This is a genomic window from Sphaerotilus hippei (assembly GCF_003201595.1).
Taxonomy (GTDB): domain Bacteria; phylum Pseudomonadota; class Gammaproteobacteria; order Burkholderiales; family Burkholderiaceae_C; genus Sphaerotilus; species Sphaerotilus hippei.
The window spans coordinates 130,661-150,449 of sequence record NZ_QJJS01000002.1; the positions used below are offsets into that span (position 1 = coordinate 130,661).

The 19,789-nt window shown below is 68.9% G+C and carries 17 protein-coding genes and 1 tRNA gene; 14 read left to right on the top strand and 4 right to left on the bottom strand.

What is annotated here, in order from left to right; translation table 11 throughout:
• The first annotated feature begins 53 nt into the window (after positions 1–53).
• Together C7444_RS02605 and C7444_RS02610 are read left to right on the top strand one after the other, a co-directional pair.
• A complete protein-coding gene (locus C7444_RS02605; protein WP_110399281.1) occupies positions 54–1,379 on the top strand; it encodes an adenylosuccinate synthase in 1,326 nt (441 codons plus the stop codon).
• 55 nt (positions 1,380–1,434) lie between these two features.
• Entirely contained in the window at positions 1,435–1,959 is a 525-nt protein-coding gene (locus tag C7444_RS02610; RefSeq protein ID WP_110399468.1) for a phosphoribosyltransferase, read from the top strand.
• 132 nt (positions 1,960–2,091) lie between these two features.
• On the opposite strand, the gene C7444_RS02615 is transcribed toward C7444_RS02610, so the two are convergent.
• Positions 2,092–2,176, bottom strand: a tRNA-Leu gene (locus C7444_RS02615).
• A gap of 245 nt (positions 2,177–2,421) precedes the next feature.
• Between C7444_RS02615 and rnr the strand changes: the two genes are divergently transcribed.
• Complete coding sequence (gene rnr / locus C7444_RS02620; RefSeq protein WP_245909377.1) at positions 2,422–4,641, top strand: ribonuclease R; 2,220 nt, start codon at positions 2,422–2,424, stop codon at positions 4,639–4,641.
• 55 nt (positions 4,642–4,696) lie between these two features.
• On the opposite strand, the gene C7444_RS02625 is transcribed toward rnr, so the two are convergent.
• From C7444_RS02625 to C7444_RS02635, 3 genes are read right to left on the bottom strand one after another with little or no spacing between them, the layout of a single operon-like run.
• Positions 4,697–6,307: an NAD(P)H-hydrate dehydratase gene (locus C7444_RS02625; protein WP_110399283.1), complete on the bottom strand. Its 1,611-nt coding sequence runs from the start codon at positions 6,305–6,307 to the stop codon at positions 4,697–4,699.
• On the bottom strand, positions 6,304–6,804 hold the full coding sequence (locus C7444_RS02630; RefSeq protein ID WP_110399284.1) for a PIN domain-containing protein: 501 nt from the start codon (positions 6,802–6,804) through the stop codon (positions 6,304–6,306). Before C7444_RS02630 ends, C7444_RS02625 begins: the two co-directional genes overlap by 4 nt.
• On the bottom strand, positions 6,801–8,141 hold the full coding sequence (locus C7444_RS02635; RefSeq protein ID WP_170130604.1) for an FAD-dependent oxidoreductase: 1,341 nt from the start codon (positions 8,139–8,141) through the stop codon (positions 6,801–6,803). Before C7444_RS02635 ends, C7444_RS02630 begins: the two co-directional genes overlap by 4 nt.
• A 315-nt stretch (positions 8,142–8,456) precedes the next feature.
• On the opposite strand from C7444_RS02635, the gene rpsB reads away from it, so the two are divergent.
• From rpsB to lpxD, 11 genes are all read left to right on the top strand, one after another.
• The gene (rpsB, locus tag C7444_RS02640; RefSeq protein WP_110399286.1) at positions 8,457–9,203 is read left to right on the top strand and encodes a 30S ribosomal protein S2; all 747 of its coding nucleotides are present in this window, start codon (positions 8,457–8,459) and stop codon (positions 9,201–9,203) included.
• 71 nt (positions 9,204–9,274) lie between these two features.
• Positions 9,275–10,195, top strand: coding sequence for a translation elongation factor Ts (tsf, locus tag C7444_RS02645; protein WP_110399287.1), 921 nt, complete (start codon positions 9,275–9,277; stop codon positions 10,193–10,195).
• Positions 10,196–10,243: 48 nt separating this feature from the next.
• On the top strand, positions 10,244–10,954 hold the full coding sequence (gene pyrH / locus C7444_RS02650) for a UMP kinase (RefSeq protein WP_110399288.1): 711 nt from the start codon (positions 10,244–10,246) through the stop codon (positions 10,952–10,954).
• A gap of 71 nt (positions 10,955–11,025) precedes the next feature.
• Entirely contained in the window at positions 11,026–11,586 is a 561-nt protein-coding gene (frr, locus tag C7444_RS02655) for a ribosome recycling factor (protein ID WP_110399289.1), read from the top strand.
• Between the two features lie 15 nt (positions 11,587–11,601).
• Entirely contained in the window at positions 11,602–12,354 is a 753-nt protein-coding gene (uppS, locus tag C7444_RS02660; protein ID WP_259372550.1) for a polyprenyl diphosphate synthase, read from the top strand.
• 18 nt (positions 12,355–12,372) lie between these two features.
• A complete protein-coding gene (locus C7444_RS02665) occupies positions 12,373–13,200 on the top strand; it encodes a phosphatidate cytidylyltransferase (protein WP_110399290.1) in 828 nt (275 codons plus the stop codon).
• Between the two features lie 7 nt (positions 13,201–13,207).
• Positions 13,208–14,440: a 1-deoxy-D-xylulose-5-phosphate reductoisomerase gene (gene ispC / locus C7444_RS02670; protein ID WP_110399291.1), complete on the top strand. Its 1,233-nt coding sequence runs from the start codon at positions 13,208–13,210 to the stop codon at positions 14,438–14,440.
• Positions 14,441–14,477: 37 nt separating this feature from the next.
• Positions 14,478–15,857 carry an RIP metalloprotease RseP gene (gene rseP / locus C7444_RS02675; protein WP_110399292.1) on the top strand — a complete coding sequence of 460 codons (1,380 nt, stop codon included), beginning with the start codon at positions 14,478–14,480 and terminating at the stop codon, positions 15,855–15,857.
• A 7-nt stretch (positions 15,858–15,864) separates the two neighbouring features.
• A complete protein-coding gene (gene bamA, locus C7444_RS02680; RefSeq protein WP_110399293.1) occupies positions 15,865–18,180 on the top strand; it encodes an outer membrane protein assembly factor BamA in 2,316 nt (771 codons plus the stop codon).
• A 2-nt stretch (positions 18,181–18,182) separates the two neighbouring features.
• The gene (locus C7444_RS02685; RefSeq protein WP_110399294.1) at positions 18,183–18,707 is read left to right on the top strand and encodes an OmpH/Skp family outer membrane protein; all 525 of its coding nucleotides are present in this window, start codon (positions 18,183–18,185) and stop codon (positions 18,705–18,707) included.
• Between the two features lie 49 nt (positions 18,708–18,756).
• Positions 18,757–19,788, top strand: coding sequence for a UDP-3-O-(3-hydroxymyristoyl)glucosamine N-acyltransferase (gene lpxD, locus C7444_RS02690; protein WP_110399295.1), 1,032 nt, complete (start codon positions 18,757–18,759; stop codon positions 19,786–19,788).
• The last annotated feature ends 1 nt before the right edge of the window (position 19,789 follow it).

The window sequence follows — 19,789 nt, forward strand, 5'->3', positions numbered from 1 at the left end:
TGGCTCCGACCTGTACCAACCGTTCGAACGGACTTTTCGAAATGAACAAAAGCATGGGTGTTGCCGGCCGCAACGTGGTCGTCGTCGGAACTCAATGGGGTGACGAGGGCAAGGGCAAGGTCGTCGACTGGCTGACCGATCACGCCGCCGGCGTGGTGCGTTTCCAGGGTGGCCACAACGCGGGTCACACGCTGGTGATCAACGGCAAGAAGACGGCCCTGCAGCTGATCCCCTCGGGCATCATGCGCGAGGGCGTGGCCTGTTTCATCGGCAACGGCGTGGTGGTCGATCCGACCCACCTGCTGCTCGAGATCGAGCGCCTCGAGGCCGCCGGCCTGAAGGTGCGTGACCGCCTGTTCATCAGCGAGTCCTGCCCGCTGATCCTGCCTTTCCACGTCGAGGTCGACCGTGCCCGCGAGGCCCTGCGCGAGTCGTCGGGCGTCGGCAAGATCGGCACCACGGGCAAGGGCATCGGCCCGGCCTACGAGGACAAGGTCGCCCGCCGTGCGCTGCGCGTGCAGGACCTGAAGCATCCGGAGCGTTTCGCCGCCAAGCTGAAGGACCTGCTGGCCCTGCACAACTTCGCGCTGGCGGGTTACCTGAGCGGCCAGACCCTGAGCTTCGAGCCGATCTTCGAGCAGGCCATGAAGATGGCCGAGCAGATCCGCCCGATGATGGCCGACGTCGGCGTGCGTGTCCATGCCGTGAACCAGGCCGGTGGCAGCGTGCTGTTCGAAGGCGCGCAGGGCACCCTGCTCGACATCGACCACGGCACCTATCCCTACGTCACCTCGAGCAACTGCGTGGCCGGCAACGCGGCCGCGGGTTCGGGCGTCGGTCCGGACAAGCTGCACTACATTCTCGGCATCACCAAGGCCTACACCACGCGCGTGGGCAGCGGTCCGTTCCCGACCGAGCTCGACATCAACGCCGAAGGCACGGTGGGTCACCACCTGTCGACCGTCGGCCAGGAGCGTGGCACGGTGACCGGCCGGGCGCGCCGCTGCGGCTGGCTCGACGCGGGTGCGCTCAAGCGCTCGATCCTGATCAACGGCATCTCCGGGCTGTGCATCACCAAGCTCGACGTGCTCGACGGGCTCGACGAGATCCGCATGGGCGTGGGCTACATGCTGCGCGGCGAGCGCATCGACATCCTGCCGCTCGATGCCGACGACATCGTCGCCTGCGAGCCGATCTATGAATCGTTCCCGGGCTGGGAAGGCACGACCGCCGGGGTCACCCGCTGGGACGACCTGCCGGAAAACGCCCGCCGCTACCTCGAGCGGGTGCAGTCCTTCATCGGTGCGCCGATCGACATGGTCTCCACCGGGCCGGATCGCGACCACACCATCCTGCTGCGCCATCCTTACCTGGGCTGAATTCCCAGTCCACCCGACCGCACCCGCGATGTCCGAAGCATTCGAAGGAATGAACATGCTCACCGATGATGGCAAGCACCTGTATGTGTCCTGGGATCAGTATCACCAGCTGATCGAGCGCCTGGCGATCAAGGTGCACCAGTCAGGCTGGCAGTTCGACCAGATCCTGTGTCTGGCGCGTGGCGGCATGCGCCCCGGCGACGTGCTGTCGCGGGTGTTCGACAAGCCCCTGGCGATCATGTCGACCAGCTCCTACCGTGCCGAGGCCGGCACGATCCAGGGCCGGCTCGACATGGCCAAGTACATCACGATGCCCAAGGGCGAGCTGGCGGGCCGGGTGCTGCTGGTCGACGACCTGTCGGATTCGGGCGTGACGCTGCAGGCCGTGGTGGAGCGCCTGCGTGGCATGCCGGCCATCCGCGAGCTGCGTTCGGCGGTGCTGTGGGTCAAGGGCGTGTCGGTCTACACGCCCGACTATTTCGTCGACATGCTGCCGACCAGTCCCTGGATCCACCAGCCGTTCGAGCAGTACGACGAACTGCGGCCCGACGCCCTCGAGCGCAAGAGCTCGGTGGGTTGAAATGGAAACGGCGCCTCTGGCGCCGTTTTTTTTCATCGACATCGCATCGCTGCGGCCGCCTGGGGTGATCAGCGCGGCAGTGTGGAGCGCCCATGAAAAAAGCCGACTGACGTCGGCTTTTTTGCTTGCGTTTGGTGCCCAGAAGAGGACTCGAACCTCCACGATGTTACTCGCTAGTACCTGAAACTAGTGCGTCTACCAATTCCGCCATCTGGGCTTGCAGGATTCTTGCAACCAATCCACCGAAGTCGACCTCAGGATGCAACTCCTGAGCCTTGAACCGTCACAAGCCTGTTAGGCTTGCAGGGTTTCGATGAACTTGAAGCGATTCGATTTCCAGGATTCCGACCGATGAATCTGTCGTCTCTTGCAAACCGGCTTGAATCAAGCGAAGAAAAAGATTATGGCATGACATTCCTTGCAAACGCAAGAGGAAGAGGAAAAGACTTGAACGCCACGTTGATGAGTGAAGCGGAGGGCACCGTCCAGGGCCACCGTGATGGCCATGGCTTCGTCATGAGGGACGATGGCGAGGCGGATGTCTACCTCGCGCCGCAGGAGATGCGCGCGGTGCTGCACCGGGATCGGGTGCGCGTGCGGGTCATCCGGCACGATCGCAAGGGCCGGCCCGAAGGTCGGGTGCTCGACATCCTGGCACGGCGACCCACCCCGATCATCGGTCGCCTGCTGCACGAGAACGGCATGTGGATCGTCGCGCCCGAGGACAAGCGTTATGGCCAGGACATCCTGATCCCGAAGAACGGCACGGCCAAGGCGCAGGCCGGGCAGGTGGTGGCCGTCGAGCTGACCGAGCCGCCTTCGCTGTATTCGCAGCCGGTGGGCCGCATCACCGAGGTGCTGGGCGACATCGACGATCCCGGCATGGAGATCGAGATCGCGGTGCGCAAGTACGAGGTGCCGCACCAGTTCTCGCCCGAGACGCTGGCGCAGACCGGCGCGCTGCCCGAGCGGCTGCGGCCGGCCGACCGGCGCCACCGCGTCGACCTGCGTGACGTCGCGCTGGTCACGATCGATGGCGAGGATGCCCGCGATTTCGACGATGCGGTCTACTGCGAGCCGGCCAAGGTCGGCCGGGTCAAGGGCTGGCGCCTGATCGTGGCCATCGCCGACGTGAGCCACTACGTCAAGCCGGGCGATCCGCTCGATGCCGATGCCTACGAGCGGGCCACCTCCGTGTACTTCCCGCGGCGGGTGATCCCGATGCTGCCGGAGAAGCTCTCCAACGGCCTGTGCTCGCTCAACCCGGAGCAGGAGCGGCTGTCGATGGTCTGCGACATGCTGGTCACCCCGGGCGGCGAGGTGCATGCCTACCAGTTCTATCCGGCGGTGATCTGCTCGCATGCCCGCTTCACCTACACCGAGGTGGCGGCCATCCTGGCCAACACCCGTGGCGTGGAGGCCCAGCGCCGGGCCGACCTGGTGCCGCACCTGCTGCACCTGCACGAGGTCTACCGCGCGCTGCTCAAGCAGCGTGCCACCCGTGGTGCGGTCGACTTCGAGACCACCGAGACGCAGATCGTCTGCGACGACAACGGCCGCATCGAGAAGATCGTGCCGCGCACCCGCACCGAGGCGCACCGGCTGATCGAGGAGGCGATGCTGGCGGCCAACGTCTGCTCGGCCGATTTCATCCAGAACGGCGGCCATGCGTCGCTGTTCCGGGTCCACGAGGGGCCCACGCCCGAGAAGCGCACGCTGCTGCAGAACTACCTGCGCAGCCTGGGCCTGGGTTTTGTCGTCAGCGAGGAGCCATCACCGGGCGAGTTCCAGGCCATCGCCCAGCAGACCCGTGAGCGGCCCGATGCGGCGCAGATCCACCAGATGCTGCTGCGCTCGATGCAGCAGGCCATCTACACGCCGATCAACAGCGGCCACTTCGGTCTGGCCTATGGCGCCTACACGCACTTCACCAGCCCCATCCGGCGTTATCCCGACCTGCTGGTGCACCGGGTCATCAAGGCGCTGCTGACCGGCAAGGTCTACCACCTCGACGTGCCGACGCATGTGCCGGTGGCCACCTCGTCGCGCCGCGGGCCCCGCCCGGGCGGGCCGGCCAAGAAGGAGCTGTCGGGCTGGGAGGCGGCCGGTGCGCACTGCAGTGCCAACGAGCGCCGTGCCGACGAGGCCTCGCGTGATGTCGAGGCCTGGCTGAAGTGCAAGTTCATGCGCGAGCGCCTGGGCGAGGAGTACATGGGCACGGTCAGCGCGGCGACCAGCTTCGGCCTGTTCGTGCAGCTCGACGAGCTTTATGTCGAGGGCCTGGTGCACATCACCGAGCTGGGCGGCGAGTATTTCCGCTTCGACGAGGCCCGCCAGGAGCTGCGCGGCGAGCGCACCGGCATGCGCTACGGCGTGGGCACCCGCATCCGGGTGCAGGTCAGCCGGGTCGACCTGGATGGCCGCAAGATCGATTTCCGCCCGGTGCGCGAGCCCGGCATGCCGGTGCCGACGGCAGCCCCGCGGGGTGCGGCGCCCCGTGAGCGGCCCGCCAGCGCCCAGCAGGAGCTGGCCACGCTGCAGGACAGCGACCGCGAGGTGCGGCGCTCGGCCCGCAAGGCCGCGGCCAAGGTCGGGCAGCGTGCGGCCAAGGCGGCTGGCAAGCGCAGCACGGCCGCCAAGTCGGGGGCCGAGGGCGGCCGGACCAAGCGCACCCGCCGTTGACGGGCGCGCCGCTGGCGTCGGTGGCCGCCGTCGGCCTGCCGATGCCCGTGGTCCGTCAGGCGATCGGCCCGGGACCGGTGTCGGGGTGGCGTGGCCTCAGCAGGCAGGCCGCCTCGGCCAGCCGGCTGGCCGGCAGGGCGGCCCGGTCCGGGCTCAGTCGCTGAGCCTGCTGGCCGTGCAGGTGCACGGCCAGCCGTGCGGCCTGTTCGCTCGCTTGCCAGGGGTCGGCAGGCGAGGCGGGGAGCGTGGCGCGCCGTGACCAGCTTGCCCCGAGCCAGCCCGCCAGCACGTCGCCGCTGCCGGCCGTGGCCAGGGCCGCACTGCCGCTGGTGTTGATCCAGGGCAGCCGTCCCGGTGCGGCGATCACGCTGCCCGAGCCCTTGAGCACGACCACCGCATGGCAGCGCCTTGCCAGTTCCTGGGCTGCGGCCAGGCGGTCCTGCTGGATCGTCTCGAGGGGGTAGCGCAGCAGGCGGGCCGCTTCCAGCGGATGCGGCGTGATGACCGTGCGACCCGCCTCGCGCTGGTGCAGCAGCGCCAGCAGGGCGGAGTCGGCCGCGAGCGCGTTCAGCGCGTCGGCATCCAGCACCAGCCGCGCGGCGTGGCGTGACAGCTCGGGCAGCCAGCCGATGATGTCCGTGGCGCCGCCGCATCCGGCCACGACGGTGCAGCGGGCCAGCAGGTCGCTGTCGGGGCGGCTGCAGTGCATCAGTTCGGGGTGCAGCGGGTCCGTGGCCAGTCCCTGCGGATCCAGCGGGTGCAGGTGCACGCGTCCGGCGCCGGCGACGAGGGCGGCACGGGCGGCCAGCATCGCCGCGCCCCCCATGCCGCGGGCCCCGCCGATCACCAGCACGTCGCCGCTGCTGCCCTTGTGCAGCGCATGGGGGCGCAGCGGCATCAGTCTTTCGATGCTGCGTCCGTCGTTGAGTCGGGCGTCGGCGGGCATGGGTTGCGGGTCGTCCAGCGTGCCCAGCGGGTCCTGCCAGATCTCGCCGGCCAGGTCCCGGCCGGCGCCGGTGAACAGGCCCGGGGCCAGCGTCAGCAGTGCCAGGGTCCAGTCCGCCCGCACGCACGGGCCGACCGGGTGCCCGCCGTCGCCGGGCAGGCCCGAGGGCAGGTCGACCGCCAGGGTCGGGAGACCGGCGTCGTTGATGGCCTCGATGGCGGCGGCCAGCGGGCCTTCGGCCGGCCGGCCGAGTCCCCGGCCCAGCAGGGCGTCGATGACGAGGTCGGCCTGCCCGGCGCCCGGCGGGCTCTGCGTGCCGGTGTGGATGACGAGGCCGGCGTCCCGGGCCCGCTGCTGCGCCAGCCGGGCGTCGTCGGGTGCGGTGCTGCCTGCCGGGGGCTCGAGCAGCTGCAGTAGCACCTGTCGGCCGGCCTGCTGCAGATGGATTGCCGCCTCGAGGCCGTCGCCGCCGTTGTTGCCGTGTCCGCAGGCGATCCAGACCGTGCGGGCATGCGGCTGCAGCGCCAGTGCCAGGCGCGCCACGGCCAGGCCGGCGCGTGCCATCAAGGCATGGGGGGCGCGGGTGGCCAGTGCCTGCCGTTCCCGCTGCCGGGCGCTGGCGGCCCGGTGCAGGCCGATGGCGCCGTGCTCGTCTCGCCTGCCGATCGCCTCGCGGACGGGCTCCGGGAGCACCCGGGCCGGAAGGGCGTTCGGGCTCATGCGAGCGGCTCCGGTGCGAGGCGCATGTGGTCCGCTGCCGTGGCGGCCCAGCGCTCCGGGGTCAGGACCTCGACCCCCTGCAGCCGGGCCCGCCGCGCGAGCCGCAGCAGCGCGTGGTCGCGGCTGAGCAGCCAGCGGGTGCCGCGGTCCAGGGCCAGGTTGATGAAGACCTGGTCGTCCGGGTCGGTGCAGTGCAGGCGCCGAGGCAGCGGCAGGGCGCGGGGTTCGGCCACCCGCACCGACCAGGCCTCGACGGCGGCGAGCGCGTCGGCATGGCGGTGCTGCCAGCGCATCAGCGAGGGCAGGGTCAGCAGCCGCCCCAGCACGTCGATCAGCTCGTCGTGCATCGTGTCGCTGACGATCCAGCGCAGTCGGCCGTCGCGCACCTGCTGCCCGATCATGCGGCCCTGGGCCTGCTCGAACACCAGCCAGTCGAGCACGACGTTGGTGTCGAGGATGATGTCGTCGGCTTCCAGGGTGGCGGGGGTGGTGCTCATGCGTTCATCCGGTCGGTGGCGACGAGGGGTGCCGTGGCGGTGACGGGGGTGGCGGACGTGGCCGAGGCCGCGACCAGATCGGCGAGCCGGCGTGCGCTGCCGCAGGCCAGGGCCCAGCCCGCGCCGCCGTGACCCATGTTCAGCCAGATGCCGGCCTGCGCACTGGCGCCGATGGTGGGCAGCGGGCCGGGCAGGCAGGCCCTGGCGCCGGTCCAGACCTGGGAATCCGCACGCTGGATCGCGCTGGGAAACCAGCGCTCGACTGCCTGGTAGAGCGCCTGCAGCGCGGCGTCGCCGGCCGCCGGGGGCGTGGCGTCCGCCGGGGTGAGCCGGTGGGTGCCGGCCACGCGCAGCCGGTCGCCCAGGCGGGTGATCGTCACGCCGGTCTGTGCATCGACCACGGCCGAGCGGATCGGCAGGCCCTGCGGGTGCAGGCGGAAGGTGATCGTGTGACCCCACACCGCGCGCAGCGGCAGGGTCTGGGGCATCCGGGCCGTCAGTCCGCCCGAGGCGCCCGTGCAGAGCACCACCGCATCGAAGTCCTCCTGCCAGGTGCGGGGCAGGGTGGCCGTGTCGGCGAACGGGGCGGGGCCGGGCGCGTGGCGGTCGGGGGCGTCACCGGCGAGGGCCTCGGTGGCGGGACGATCGGCCGGGCGGTGCAGGGTGAGCAAGGGCCTGCCGCCGCTGCTGGCGAGCTGCTGCACGCTGATGCCGAAGTGGAACTGCGCACCGTGCTGACGCTCGGCGCGGTCGCGCAGCTGCTGCGCGAACTGCCGGCAGTTGCCCGCGCCCTCGTCGGGCAGGTGCAGGCCGCCGGCCAGCTCGAGCGGCCGGTCGCGGGTCTGCGGGTCGCCGCCCAGACCGGGCTCGAGGGCCTGGCAGGCCTCGGCGTCGACCAGCCGCGCCGTCAGCCCGGCCTGCTGCCACGTCGGCAGCCGCGCGGCGGCCTCGTCGAGCTGCGCCGCGTCGTGCAGCAGCACCAGCGTGCCCTGGCTGCGCTCGATCTGGATGTCCAGGCGGCGGCACAGGTGGTCCAGGTGCTGGCGGCTGGCCGCGCCCAGCTGGTGCAGCGCCTGCAGGTCGGCCGGCGTGGTGGTGCGGCCGGAGCGCCGGTGGGCGCGCAGCCAGCGCCATTCCTTCAGGGCCGTCGTGGCGCCGTGCCGGGGCGGGGGCATGAAGGACGGCGCCAGCGTGCCCAGCAGGCCGGTGTGCGCGAAGCTGGACTGCGCGGCGACGCTGTCGTGGCGGTCGAAGCAGTGCACGTCGTGGCCGTCGTCCGCCAGCTCCCAGGTGGTGCACACGCCCACCACGCCGGCGCCGATCACCGCGATGCGCATGGGGAGATGCCGGGCACGAAGAAGGGGGCCGAAGGGGCGAGAAGAGGCATGGCGAGCCCGCTGCACGGGTCCTGAGGTTCGGGGGCTGGAGGGCCGGGGGTCAAGGCTGATATAATCGTCGGGTTTATCCGAACACGGTCTCATTCCGAGGCCGGGCGCCGGTCGTGAACACGACCCGGATGCCAGCGGAAAACCAAGCCCGAATCCGGCTGCCTGAAGGTGTTGCGCCGCAGGAGTGACTCAGCGAGAGCCGCGTCACTTTTGTACTGCGTGCAATTCGAGCCGGATTCTAGATCCAACCTTTGGAGTTACAAGATGTCCTTCACGATGCGCGAAATGCTGGAAGCCGGTGTCCACTTCGGTCACCAAACCCGCTTCTGGAACCCCAAGATGGCTCCGTACATCTTCGGTCATCGCAACAAGATCCACATCATCAACCTCGAGAAGACGGTTCCGCTCTTCACCGAGGCGACGAAGTTCGCTCGTCAGCTGGCGGCTCGCCGCGGCACCATCCTGTTCGTGGGCACCAAGCGCCAGGCGCGCGAAGTGGTGGCCGAAGAAGCACGCCGTGCCGGCATGCCCTTCGTCGACCAGCGCTGGCTCGGCGGCATGCTGACCAACTTCAAGACCGTCAAGGGCTCGCTGAAGAAGCTCAAGGACATGCAGGCCCAGACCGAAGCCGGTCTGGAGCAGCTGAGCAAGAAGGAAGGCCTGATGTTCCAGCGCGAGCTCACCAAGCTCGAGAAGGACATCGGCGGCATCCAGGACATGGGCGCACTGCCTGATGCCCTGTTCGTCATCGACGTCGGCTATCACAAGATCGCCATCGCCGAAGCGCAGAAGCTGGGCATCCCCGTCATCGGCGTGGTGGACACCAACCACTCGCCGGTGGGCATCGACTACGTGATCCCGGGCAACGACGACTCTGCCAAGGCAGTGGCGCTGTACGCCCGCGTGATGGCCGATGCGGTTCTCGAGGGCCGTGCCAGCTCCCTGAACGAGGTGGTCGAGCAAGTGGCTTCGGGCAGCGACGAGTTCGTCGAGGTCAACGAAGCCGCCTGATCTTTTTCAGGCTCGGCATGCAAGGGGCTGTGATTCAGCCCCTTTTTTTCAGAATGATGAGGAAAGACACAATGCCTGCAATCACTGCCAGCATGGTCGCTGAACTGCGCGCCAAGACCGATGCCCCGATGATGGAGTGCAAGAAGGCGCTCACCGAGGCCGACGGCAACATGGACAAGGCCGAAGAGCTGCTGCGCGTCAAGCTGGGCAACAAGGCCAGCAAGGCCGCCTCGCGCGTGACCGCCGAAGGCATCGTCGCCGCCGCCATCGACGGTGGCAAGGGCGCGCTGGTCGAGGTCAACTGCGAAACCGACTTCGTCACCAAGAACGACGACTTCCTGGCCTTCGGTCAGGCCGTCGCCCGCCTGGCCGCCGAGAACACCCCGGCCGACCTGGCCGCGCTGTCGGCACTGCCGCTGACCCAGGGCGACTTCGGTCCGACCGTGGAAGACGTGCGCAAGGGCCTGATCGGCAAGATCGGCGAGAACATGTCCATCCGCCGCTTCCGCTGCTACGACGGCGCGGTGAACCTGGCCAGCTACCTGCACGGCACCCGCATCGGCGTGGTCGTCGAGTACACGGGTGACGCCACGGCCGCCAAGGACGTCGCGATGCACATCGCCGCGATGAAGCCGGTCGCGCTGACGTCGGCTGACGTGCCGGCCGAGCTGATCGAGAAGGAGCGTGCGGTCGCTGCGGGCAAGGCTGCCGAGGATGCCAAGACGGCCGAAGCCGCCGGCAAGCCGGCGCAGTCCGCCGAGATCGTTGCCAAGCGCATCGACGGTTCGGTCCAGAAGTACCTGAAGGAAGTCTCGCTGTTCAACCAGTCGTTCGTGAAGAACGACAAGCAGACCGTCGAGCAGATGCTCAAGTCGGTCGGCACGGTGGTCAGCGGCTTCGCGATGTTCGTCGTGGGCGAGGGCATCGAGAAGAAGCAGGACGACTTCGCTGCCGAAGTGGCTGCCCAGGTGGCCGCTGCCAAGGGCCAGTGATCTCCTTCGCCTAAACTTTCAACGTCTTCCAGCTTCGAGGAAACCTGCATGCCGGCTTACCAACGCATCCTGCTGAAACTTTCTGGCGAGGCCCTGATGGGCGATGATGCCTATGGCATCAACCGCGCCACCATCGTGCGCATGGTGCGCGAGGTCCAGGAGGTCACCCAGCTCGGATGCCAGGTGGCCGTCGTCATCGGCGGCGGCAACATCTTCCGTGGTGTGGCCGGCGGCGCGGTCGGCATGGACCGCGCCACCGCCGACTACATGGGCATGCTGGCCACGGTGATGAACTCGCTGGCGCTGGCCGACACCATGCGCCAGGAGGGCATGACCGCCCGCGTGATGTCCGCGCTCAGCATCGACCAGGTGGTCGAGCCGTACGTGCGGCCCAAGGCGCTGCAGTACCTCGAGGAGGGCAAGGTCGTGGTGTTCGCGGGCGGAACCGGCAACCCCTTCTTCACCACCGATACCGCCGCCGCGCTGCGTGGCGCCGAGATCGGTGCGCAGGTGGTCCTCAAGGCCACCAAGGTCGACGGTGTCTACACCGCCGATCCGAAGAAGGACCCGAGTGCCACCCGCTACACCAGCCTGACGTTCGATGAGGCGATCAGCCGCAACCTGCAGGTGCTGGATTCGACCGCGTTCGCGCTGTGTCGCGACCAGAACCTGCCGATCAAGGTGTTCTCGATCTTCAAGCCGGGCGCGCTCAAGCGTGTGGTCGAAGGCGGGGACGAAGGGACGCTGGTGCACGTCTGATGAACCCGGCCGGGGCGATCACGCGATCGCCCCGGCCGTCGTTCCGTTGTTCCGGCACCGAGGAGAATTCGATGAGCATCGCTGACATCAAGAAAAACGCCGAAGCCAAGATGGCCAAGTCCGTCGAGGCGTTCAAGCATGAGCTGTCCAAGATCCGCACCGGCCGTGCACACCCCGGCCTGCTCGATCAGGTGCAGGTGGAGTACTACGGCTCGATGCTGCCGATCAGCCAGGTCGCCAACGTGACCCTGGTCGATGCGCGCACCATCAGCGTCCAGCCCTGGGAAAAGCCCATGGGCCAGAAGATCGAGAAGGCCATCCGTGAATCGGACCTGGGCCTGAACCCCTCGAGCATGGGCGACATCATCCGCGTGCCGATGCCCGCGCTGACCGAAGAGCGTCGCAAGGAGCTGACCAAGGTCGCCCGCAACGCCGGCGAGGACGCCAAGGTCGCCGTGCGCAACCTGCGCCGCGACGCCAACGAGCAGGCCAAGAAGCTGCTCAAGGACAAGCTGATCAGCGAGGACGACGAGCGCCGCTCGCTCGACGAGGTCCAGAAGCTGACCGACCGCACGATCGTCGAGATCGACAAGCTGGTCCACGGCAAGGAAGCCGAGATCCTCGCGGTCTGATCGGCGCGTCGATCCGTGGCTGCGGTCCCTTCCTCCGTCCCCCGGCACGTGGCCATCGTCATGGATGGCAACGGCCGCTGGGCCAATCGCCGTCTGATGCCCCGTGTCGTCGGGCACAAGTTCGGCGTCGATTCGCTGGTCCACACGATCAATGCCTGTGCCGATCGGGGCGTCGAGTACCTGACGGTGTTCGCGTTCTCGTCCGAGAACTGGAAGCGGCCGCAGGAAGAGGTCTCGGGCCTGATGAACCTGGTGCTGATGGCCGTCTCCAGGTACCTGGCCCGCATGGCCCAGGATGGCGTGCGCATCCGCATCGTCGGTGACCGGGCCATGGTGTCGGACAAGGTCCGCGCGGCCTGGGACGAGGCCGAGACCCTGACCCGTGACAACCGCCGCATCACCGTCTCGGTGGCCTTCAACTACGGCGGCCGCTGGGACATCGTGCAGGCCTGCCAGCAGGCGATGCGTGATGGCTTGCCCCCCGAGCAGCTCGACGAGCAGCGCCTGGCCTCGTACATGTCGATGGCCTACGCGCCCGATCCGGACCTGTTCATCCGCACCGGTGGCGAGGTGCGCATCTCCAACTTCCTGCTGTGGCAGTCGGCCTACTCCGAGCTGGTCTTCACCGACTGCCTGTGGCCCGACTTCGATGACAAGGCGCTGGATGCCGCCTTTGCCGACTACGGGCGGCGCGACCGGCGCTTCGGCCGGGTCAAGACCGATGTCGGGCCCGCGGGCCAGGCCGTGACCGTTCCTCCTGCTGCCTGATCCCCTCAGGCCGGTTCCATGCTCAAACAACGAGTCATCACCGCAGTGCTGCTGCTGCTGGTGCTGCTGCCGGCGCTGGCTGCGCAGGCCGCCTGGCCTTTCGGGTTGCTGACCCTGGTGATGATCGGCGCGGCCGGCTGGGAATGGGCCCGCCTCAACGGCCGCTCCGGAGCGGGCTCCGTGAGCTCGGGCCTGATGCTGGCCTTCGTGTCGATGGCCGCCGGCCTGACCGGCATGGTCGTGCCGCCCTGGATGTGGTGGGCGGCCGTGCTGCTGTGGGTGCTGGGCGGCACCGCCGTGCTGCGTCTGGGGGTGCCGGCCTGGCCGCAGCTGCCGCCCGGCTGGCGCCAGCTGGGCGGGCTGCTGATGCTGTGGCTGGCCTGGCTGGCCATCTGGACCGCCCACGGGCGCGGCCTCAATTTCCTGCTGTCGCTGTTCTGCCTGGTCTGGGCGGCCGACATCGCCGCCTACTTCGGTGGCAAGGCCTTCGGGCGCCGCAAGCTGGCGCTGTCCATCAGCCCCGGCAAGAGCTGGGAGGGCGCGTTCAGCGGCATGCTCGGCGTGCTGGTCGTGGCCGGGCTGTGGATGTACCTCGACACCCGCCTGCCGGTCGACGGCCCCAGCCTCTACACCGTGCTGTGGCAGCGCTGGGGTGGTGCGCTCGCGGTGCTGTGCTGCCTGTTCCTGGCCAGCATGAGCGTGGTGGGTGACCTGTTCGAATCCCTCGTCAAGCGGGCCGCCGGCGTCAAGGACAGCAGCGGCCTGCTGCCTGGCCATGGCGGGGTGCTGGACCGCATCGATGCACTGCTGCCGGTGTGTCCCCTGGCCCTGGCCCTGATTCAGTGATCGCCCCATGACCCCTTCCGTGTCTTCCGCCGCGCGTCGCCAGCGCATCAGCATCCTCGGCTCGACCGGCTCCATCGGCACCAGCACGCTCGACGTGCTGTCGCGCCATCCGGAGCGTTTCGAGGTCTTCGCGCTGACGGCGCACAGCCGCGTCGATGAGCTGGCGGCCCAGTGCCTGACCTGGCGGCCTCGCCTTGCGGTGATGCCCACGGCCGAGCTGGCGCAGCAACTGCGCGAGCGGCTGCGCGCGGCCGGCCTGCACACCGAGGTGCTCGAGGGGCCGTCGGCGCTCGAGCACGTGGCCTCGCATCCGGAGGTCGACAGCGTGATGGCCGCGATCGTCGGCGCCGCCGGGCTGCGGCCCTGCCTGGCGGCCGCGCGCGCCGGCAAGCGGCTGCTGCTGGCCAACAAGGAGGCCCTGGTGGTCGGTGGCGCGCTGTTCATGCAGGCGGTGCAGCAGGGCGGGGCGACGCTGCTGCCCATCGACAGCGAGCACTCGGCGATCTTCCAGTGCCTGCCCGAGGAGCGCAGCGCCTGGGCCCGCCGCATCGACCACATCGTGCTGACCGCCTCGGGCGGGCCGTTCCGCAGCCGGGATCCGGGCACGCTGGCCGACGTGACGCCGGCCCAGGCCTGTGCCCATCCGAACTGGACCATGGGCCGCAAGATCTCGGTCGATTCGGCCACGATGATGAACAAGGCGCTCGAGGTCATCGAGGCCCGCTGGCTGTTCGACCTGACGCCGCAGCAGGTCCGGGTGGTGATCCATCCGCAGAGCATCATCCACTCGATGGTGGTCTGCCGGGACCGCTCGGTGCTGGCGCAGCTGGGCACGCCCGACATGCGCGTTCCCATCGCCTACGGCCTGTCCTGGCCCGAGCGCATCGAGTCGGGCGCGCAGACGCTGGATTTCTGCAGCCTGTCCTCGCTGACCTTCGAGCCGGCGGACGCGACGCGTTTCCCCGGCCTGCACCTGTCCTGGCAGGCGCTGGCCGCCGCCGAGGGCAGCACGACCGTGCTGAACGCGGCCAACGAGGTGGCTGTCGCCAGCTTCCTGGCGGAACGATTGCGCTTTGATCAGATCCACGCCCTGAACGCCGAGACGCTGGCCTGCCTGTCGATCGATGCCGGCGAGGTCACTTCGGTGGATGGCCTGCTGGCGCTCGACGAGCGGGCCCGGGCCCACGCCCGCGAGATCGTGGGCCGCTGGCAGGGTCGGGTCGCCGTCCCGGCATCCTGATGCCCGACCCGCGCCGCGTGGTCTTCCTGGAGAGACGATGAACACCTTGCTGGCCTTCCTGCTCACCATCGGGGTGCTGATCGTCGTGCACGAGCTGGGCCACTACGGCGCCGCACGCGCCTGCGGGGTCCAGGTGCTGCGCTTCTCGATCGGCTTCGGCCAGCCGCTGTGGCGCCGCCGGATCGGCGAGACCGAATGGGTGCTCAGCCTGCTGCCGCTGGGGGGCTACGTCAAGATGCTCGACGAGCGCGAGGCGCCGGTGCCGCCGGCGCTGCTGCCGCGGGCCTTCAATCGCCAGTCGCTGAGCCGGCGCAGCTTCATCGTGCTGGCCGGACCGCTCGCCAACCTGGTGCTGGCGGTGCTGCTGTACGCCGCCTCGCACTGGCTGGGCACGACCGAGCCGGTGGCCGTGCTGGGTTCACCCGTGGCGGCCAGCCTGGCCGATGCGGCGGGTGTGCGTGCCGGGGACCAGGTCACCGCGCTGGCCGTGCTCGACCGCGACGAGGTCGCCAGCAGCGAGCGCTGGAAGCCGGTCGCGTCGATGACCGACCTGCGCTGGCAGCTGACCCGTGCGGCCATCGATGGCCACGACGTGGTGCTGGAGGTGCGTGCGGGCAGCGCGTCGGGCAAGCGTGAGGTGACGCTGCCGCTGTCGCGCCTGGACTCCCGCGAGGCCGATGCCGCGATGATGCGCGCCATCGGCCTGGGCGCACCGTTCACCGAGCCGGTGATGGGCGAGGTGGTCGAGGGCGGGGCGGCCGACCGGGCGCGCCTGAAGACGGGCGACCGGGTGCTGTCGGTCGATGGTCGGCCCGTCGTCGATGGCGCCGGGCTGCGGGCGCTGATCCGTGCCAGCGGCGAGACCGGCGAGATCCGGGCGCAGCGCTGGCTGGTGCGCCGTGCCGGCGTGCCCGTCGAGCTGACGGTGCTGCCCGAGCTGCGCGAGGACCGTGGCCAGCGCATCGGCCGCATCGAGGCCGTGGTCGGTTCGCCCCCCGAGATGACGCGGGTGCACTACGGCGTGCGCGAGAGCTTCGGGCGGGCCTTCTCCGAGACCGGCAGCATGATCGTGCTGACGCTGAAGATGTTCGGCCGCATGATCATCGGCGAGGCGTCGCTGAAGAACCTGACCGGGCCGCTGACCATCGCCGACTACGCCGGCCAGTCGGTGGCCCTCGGGCTGTCCTACTACCTGGGTTTCCTGGCGGTGGTCAGCATCAGCCTGGGGGTGCTGAACCTGTTGCCGCTGCCGATGCTCGACGGCGGACACCTCCTGTATTATCTGATCGAGGGAGTGACTGGCCGACCGATCCCCGATGGGTGGATCGAGCGGTTGCAGCGAGGTGGTGTGGTGCTCATCCTCATGATGATGTCGCTCGCCCTGTACAACGATGTGGCTCGTCTGATGGGCCTGTGAAGATTGCATGCGTTTTCCGACCGAATCTCTCCTCTCTCCCCGTCCCGTCGTCTGTGCCGTGGTGGCCGCCCTGTCGGCGCTGTCGCTGCCGGCCTGGGCCGCCCAGCCCTTCGTGCTCAAGGACATCCGCGTCGAGGGCCTGCAGCGCACCGAGGCCGGGACCGTGTTCGCGGTGCTGCCCTTCCGCATCGGTGACACCTACACCGAGGACAAGGGCGCGACCGCGCTGCGGGCGCTGTTCGCCACCGGCCTGTTCAAGGACGTGCGCCTCGAGGTCGAGGACCAGAGTGTCATCGTCGTCGTCGAGGAGCGTCCGATCATCGCCAGCGTCGATTTCTCCGGCGCCCGCGAGTTCGACCGCGACACGCTGCTGAAGGCGCTCAAGAGCATCGGCGTGGGCGAAGGCCAGCCTTTCGACAAGGCCCAGGCCGACCGCGCCGAGCAGGAGCTCAAGCGCCAGTACCTGACGCGCAGCCTGTACGGCGCCGAGGTCGTCACCACCGTCACGCCGGTGGAGCGCAACCGCGTCAACGTGACCTTCGCGGTCAACGAAGGCGGCGTGGCGCGCATCGCCGACATCCGCATCACCGGCAACGAGGCCTTCTCGGAGAGCACGCTGCGCTCCGAGCTCGACCTGACCACCGGCGGCTGGCTGACCTGGTACACCAAGAGCGACCGCTATTCGCGCGCCAAGCTCAATGCCGACCTCGAGACGCTGCGTGCCTACTACCTGAACCGCGGCTACCTCGAGTTCAACGTCGAGTCGACCCAGGTGGCGATCTCGCCGGACAAGCAGAACATCTCGATCACCGTCAACGTCAAGGAAGGCCAGCGTTACCTGGTCACCGGCGTGAAGCTGTCGGGTGACTTCCTCGGCAAGGACGAGGAGTTCAAGTCGCTGGTCAGCATCCGGCCCGGCGAGGCCTACCGCGCCGAGGACGTGGCCAACACCCAGCGTGCCTTCATCGAGCGTTATGGCGAGTTCGGCTTCGCCTTCGCGCGCGCCGAGACGGTGCCGCAGATCGACCGGGACACCGGTCGGGTGATGGTGATGATCAACGGCGATCCGGGTCGCCGGGTCTATGTGCGCCGCATCAACGTCTCGGGCAACACCAAGACCCGCGACGAGGTCATCCGCCGCGAGTTCCGCCAGTTCGAGTCGGCCTGGTACGACAGCCGCCGCATCAAGCTCTCGCGTGACCGGGTCGACCGCCTGGGCTACTTCGCCGACGTGGATGTCGAGACCAACGAGGTCACCGGCACGCTCGACCAGGTCGACCTGACGGTCAACGTCAAGGAAAAGCCCACCGGCAGCCTGCTGGTCGGCGCGAACTTCTCCAGCGCCGAGAAGCTGTCCTTCTCCGCGTCGATCAAGCAGGAGAACGTCTTCGGTTCGGGCAACTACCTGGGCATCGAGTTCAACACCAGCCGCTACAGCCGCACCTACGTGCTGTCGACGGTGGACCCGTACTTCACCAACGACGGCATCTCGCGCTCGCTGGACCTGTACTACCGCACCAACAAGCCGCTCAACAGCCAGGGCGAGTCCTACGAGCTGGTCACGCCGGGCGCCTCGGTGCGCTTCGGCGTGCCGTTCTCCGACTACGACACGGTCTTCCTGGGCGTGGGCGTGGAGCGCACCGAGATCCGTTCCTCGGCCAACCTGCCGGAGAACTACGAGCGCTACCGCTACGTCTATGGCGACAAGAGCACCTCGGTGCCGCTGACGCTGGGCTGGCAGCGTGACGGTCGCGACAGTGCGCTGGTGCCCACCGATGGCCGCTACCAGCGCCTGAACGTCGAATGGGGCGTGGCCGGGGACACCCGCTACCTGCGCAACAACTACCAGCTGCAGCAGTACTTCCCGCTGTCCAAGCGCTTCACGCTCGGCCTGAACGCCGAGGTGGGCTGGGGCGTGGGCCTGAACGGGCGCACCTACCCGATCTTCAAGAACTTCTACGGCGGCGGTCTGGGCACGGTGCGTGCCTTCGACCAGAACTCGCTCGGCCCGATCGACGTGACCAATGCCTACATCGGCGGCAACCGGCGCATCAACGTCAACGCCGAGCTCTACGTGCCCTTCCCGGGCGCCGGCAATGACCGCACCCTGCGCCTGTTCGGCTACACCGATGCCGGCAACGTGTGGGGTGAAGGCCAGTCGATGGCCGACACCAAGGACAACCCGATCCGGGTGTCCGCCGGCATCGGCCTGTCCTGGATCTCGCCGGTCGGCCCGCTCAAGCTCAGCTGGGGCACGCCCTTGCGTTATGCGCGAACGGATAGAATCCAACGCTTCCAGTTCCAGATCGGCACTGCATTCTGATGATGAAGTCAATCCTACGCCCCCTCACCGCCTCGTTCGTCATCGCGCTGGGCGCACTCGCCGCCCCGGCCTCCCAGGCGCAGGAGCTGCGCATCGGCTACGTGAATGGCGACCGTGTGCTGCGTGACGCCGCGCCCGCCAAGGCTGCCCTGGCCAAGCTGGAGGCGGAATTCGGCAAGCGCGACAAGGACCTGAACGATCAGGTCAGCCGCCTGAAGGTCTCGGCCGACAAGCTCGAGAAGGAAGCGCTGACGCTGACCGAGACCGAACGTTCGCGCCGCCAGCGTGAGCTGGTCGAGCAGGACCGCGACCTGCAGCGCAAGCGCCGCGAGTTCCAGGAAGACTTCGCTCAGCGCAAGAACGAGGAGACCCAGGGCATCGTCGAGCGCGCCAACCGGGTCATCAAGCAGATCTTCGAGCAGGAAAAATACGACCTGATCGTGCAGGACGCGGTGTTCGCCTCCCCGCGCGTGGACATCACCGACAAGGTGATCAAGGCCCTCAACGCCGGCAGCAACGGCAAGTGAGGGTGTGCGGCCGCTCCGGCGGCCGTGCCCCAGTTTCGGAGTACATGTCATGACGCCGGTTTCCTTGCAGGCGCTGCAGGCAGCGCTGGGTGGAGAGCTGGCGGGTGACGTCGACCGCACGGTCGATCGAATCAGCCCGCTGGCCAGCGCCGGCCCGCAGTCCATCAGCTTCGTCACCCACCCGCGCTACCGCGCCCAGCTCGAGGCCTCGACGGCCGCCTGCGTGATCGTGTCGCCGGCCATGGTGGCCATGGTGCCCGCCGGGGTGGTCGCCTGGGTCGTGCCCGATCCCTACCTGCACTTCGCCCGGCTGACCCAGTGGTGGGCGCGCCAGGTGCGTCCCGGTGCCACCCTCGGCGTGCACGCCACGGCGGTGGTTGCCGACGACGTGGTGCTCGGCGAGCAGGTCAGCATCGGGCCGATGGTGGTGATCGAGCCGGGCTCGGTCATCGGTGATGGCGCGGTCATCGGCGCCCAGTGCTGCCTCGGCCGTGGCACGCGCATCGGCGCGGCCACGCGGCTCGCGCCCCGGGTCACGCTGATGGACGACGTGCACATCGGCCAGCGCTGCCTGATCCACAGCGGCGCGGTGCTCGGGGCCGACGGCTTCGGCTTCGCCCCGCAGGACGGGCGCTGGATCAAGATCGAGCAGCTCGGCGGCGTGCGCGTGGGCGACGACGTCGAGATCGGCGCGAACACCTGCATCGACCGTGGTGCCCTCGAGCACACCGTGATCGGCGAGGGCGTCAAGCTCGACAACCAGATCCAGATTGGACACAACGTGCACATCGGTGCCCACAGCGCGATGGCCGGCTGCGTCGGCGTGGCGGGCAGCACGCGCATCGGCAGCGGCTGCACCGTCGGTGGGGCCGGCATGATCCTCGGGCATCTCGAGATCGCCGACGGTGTGCACATTTCGGCGGCCAGCGTGGTGATGAGGTCGATCACCAGGCCCGGCCAGTACACGGGGATCTTCCCCATCGATGAAAACGGCTCGTGGGAGAAGAACGCGGCATCGCTGCGTCAGCTCCATGTCCTCAGGGACCGCATCCGAGCCTTGGAAAAGAAGACACAGCCATGAG

Bases quoted from the DNA above. Each gene is read 5' to 3' on its own strand.
- C7444_RS02605 (WP_110399281.1), top strand. From the start codon at position 54: ATGGGTGTTGCCGGCCGCAACGTGGTCGTCGTCGGAACTCAATGGGGT.
- C7444_RS02610 (WP_110399468.1), top strand. From the start codon at position 1,435: ATGCTCACCGATGATGGCAAGCACCTGTATGTGTCCTGGGATCAGTAT.
- rnr (WP_245909377.1), top strand. From the start codon at position 2,422: ATGAGTGAAGCGGAGGGCACCGTCCAGGGCCACCGTGATGGCCATGGC.
- C7444_RS02625 (WP_110399283.1), bottom strand. From the start codon at position 6,307: ATGAGCCCGAACGCCCTTCCGGCCCGGGTGCTCCCGGAGCCCGTCCGC.
- C7444_RS02630 (WP_110399284.1), bottom strand. From the start codon at position 6,804: ATGAGCACCACCCCCGCCACCCTGGAAGCCGACGACATCATCCTCGAC.
- C7444_RS02635 (WP_170130604.1), bottom strand. From the start codon at position 8,141: ATGCGCATCGCGGTGATCGGCGCCGGCGTGGTGGGCGTGTGCACCACC.
- rpsB (WP_110399286.1), top strand. From the start codon at position 8,457: ATGTCCTTCACGATGCGCGAAATGCTGGAAGCCGGTGTCCACTTCGGT.
- tsf (WP_110399287.1), top strand. From the start codon at position 9,275: ATGCCTGCAATCACTGCCAGCATGGTCGCTGAACTGCGCGCCAAGACC.
- pyrH (WP_110399288.1), top strand. From the start codon at position 10,244: ATGCCGGCTTACCAACGCATCCTGCTGAAACTTTCTGGCGAGGCCCTG.
- frr (WP_110399289.1), top strand. From the start codon at position 11,026: ATGAGCATCGCTGACATCAAGAAAAACGCCGAAGCCAAGATGGCCAAG.
- C7444_RS02665 (WP_110399290.1), top strand. From the start codon at position 12,373: ATGCTCAAACAACGAGTCATCACCGCAGTGCTGCTGCTGCTGGTGCTG.
- ispC (WP_110399291.1), top strand. From the start codon at position 13,208: ATGACCCCTTCCGTGTCTTCCGCCGCGCGTCGCCAGCGCATCAGCATC.
- rseP (WP_110399292.1), top strand. From the start codon at position 14,478: ATGAACACCTTGCTGGCCTTCCTGCTCACCATCGGGGTGCTGATCGTC.
- bamA (WP_110399293.1), top strand. From the start codon at position 15,865: ATGCGTTTTCCGACCGAATCTCTCCTCTCTCCCCGTCCCGTCGTCTGT.
- C7444_RS02685 (WP_110399294.1), top strand. From the start codon at position 18,183: ATGAAGTCAATCCTACGCCCCCTCACCGCCTCGTTCGTCATCGCGCTG.
- lpxD (WP_110399295.1), top strand. From the start codon at position 18,757: ATGACGCCGGTTTCCTTGCAGGCGCTGCAGGCAGCGCTGGGTGGAGAG.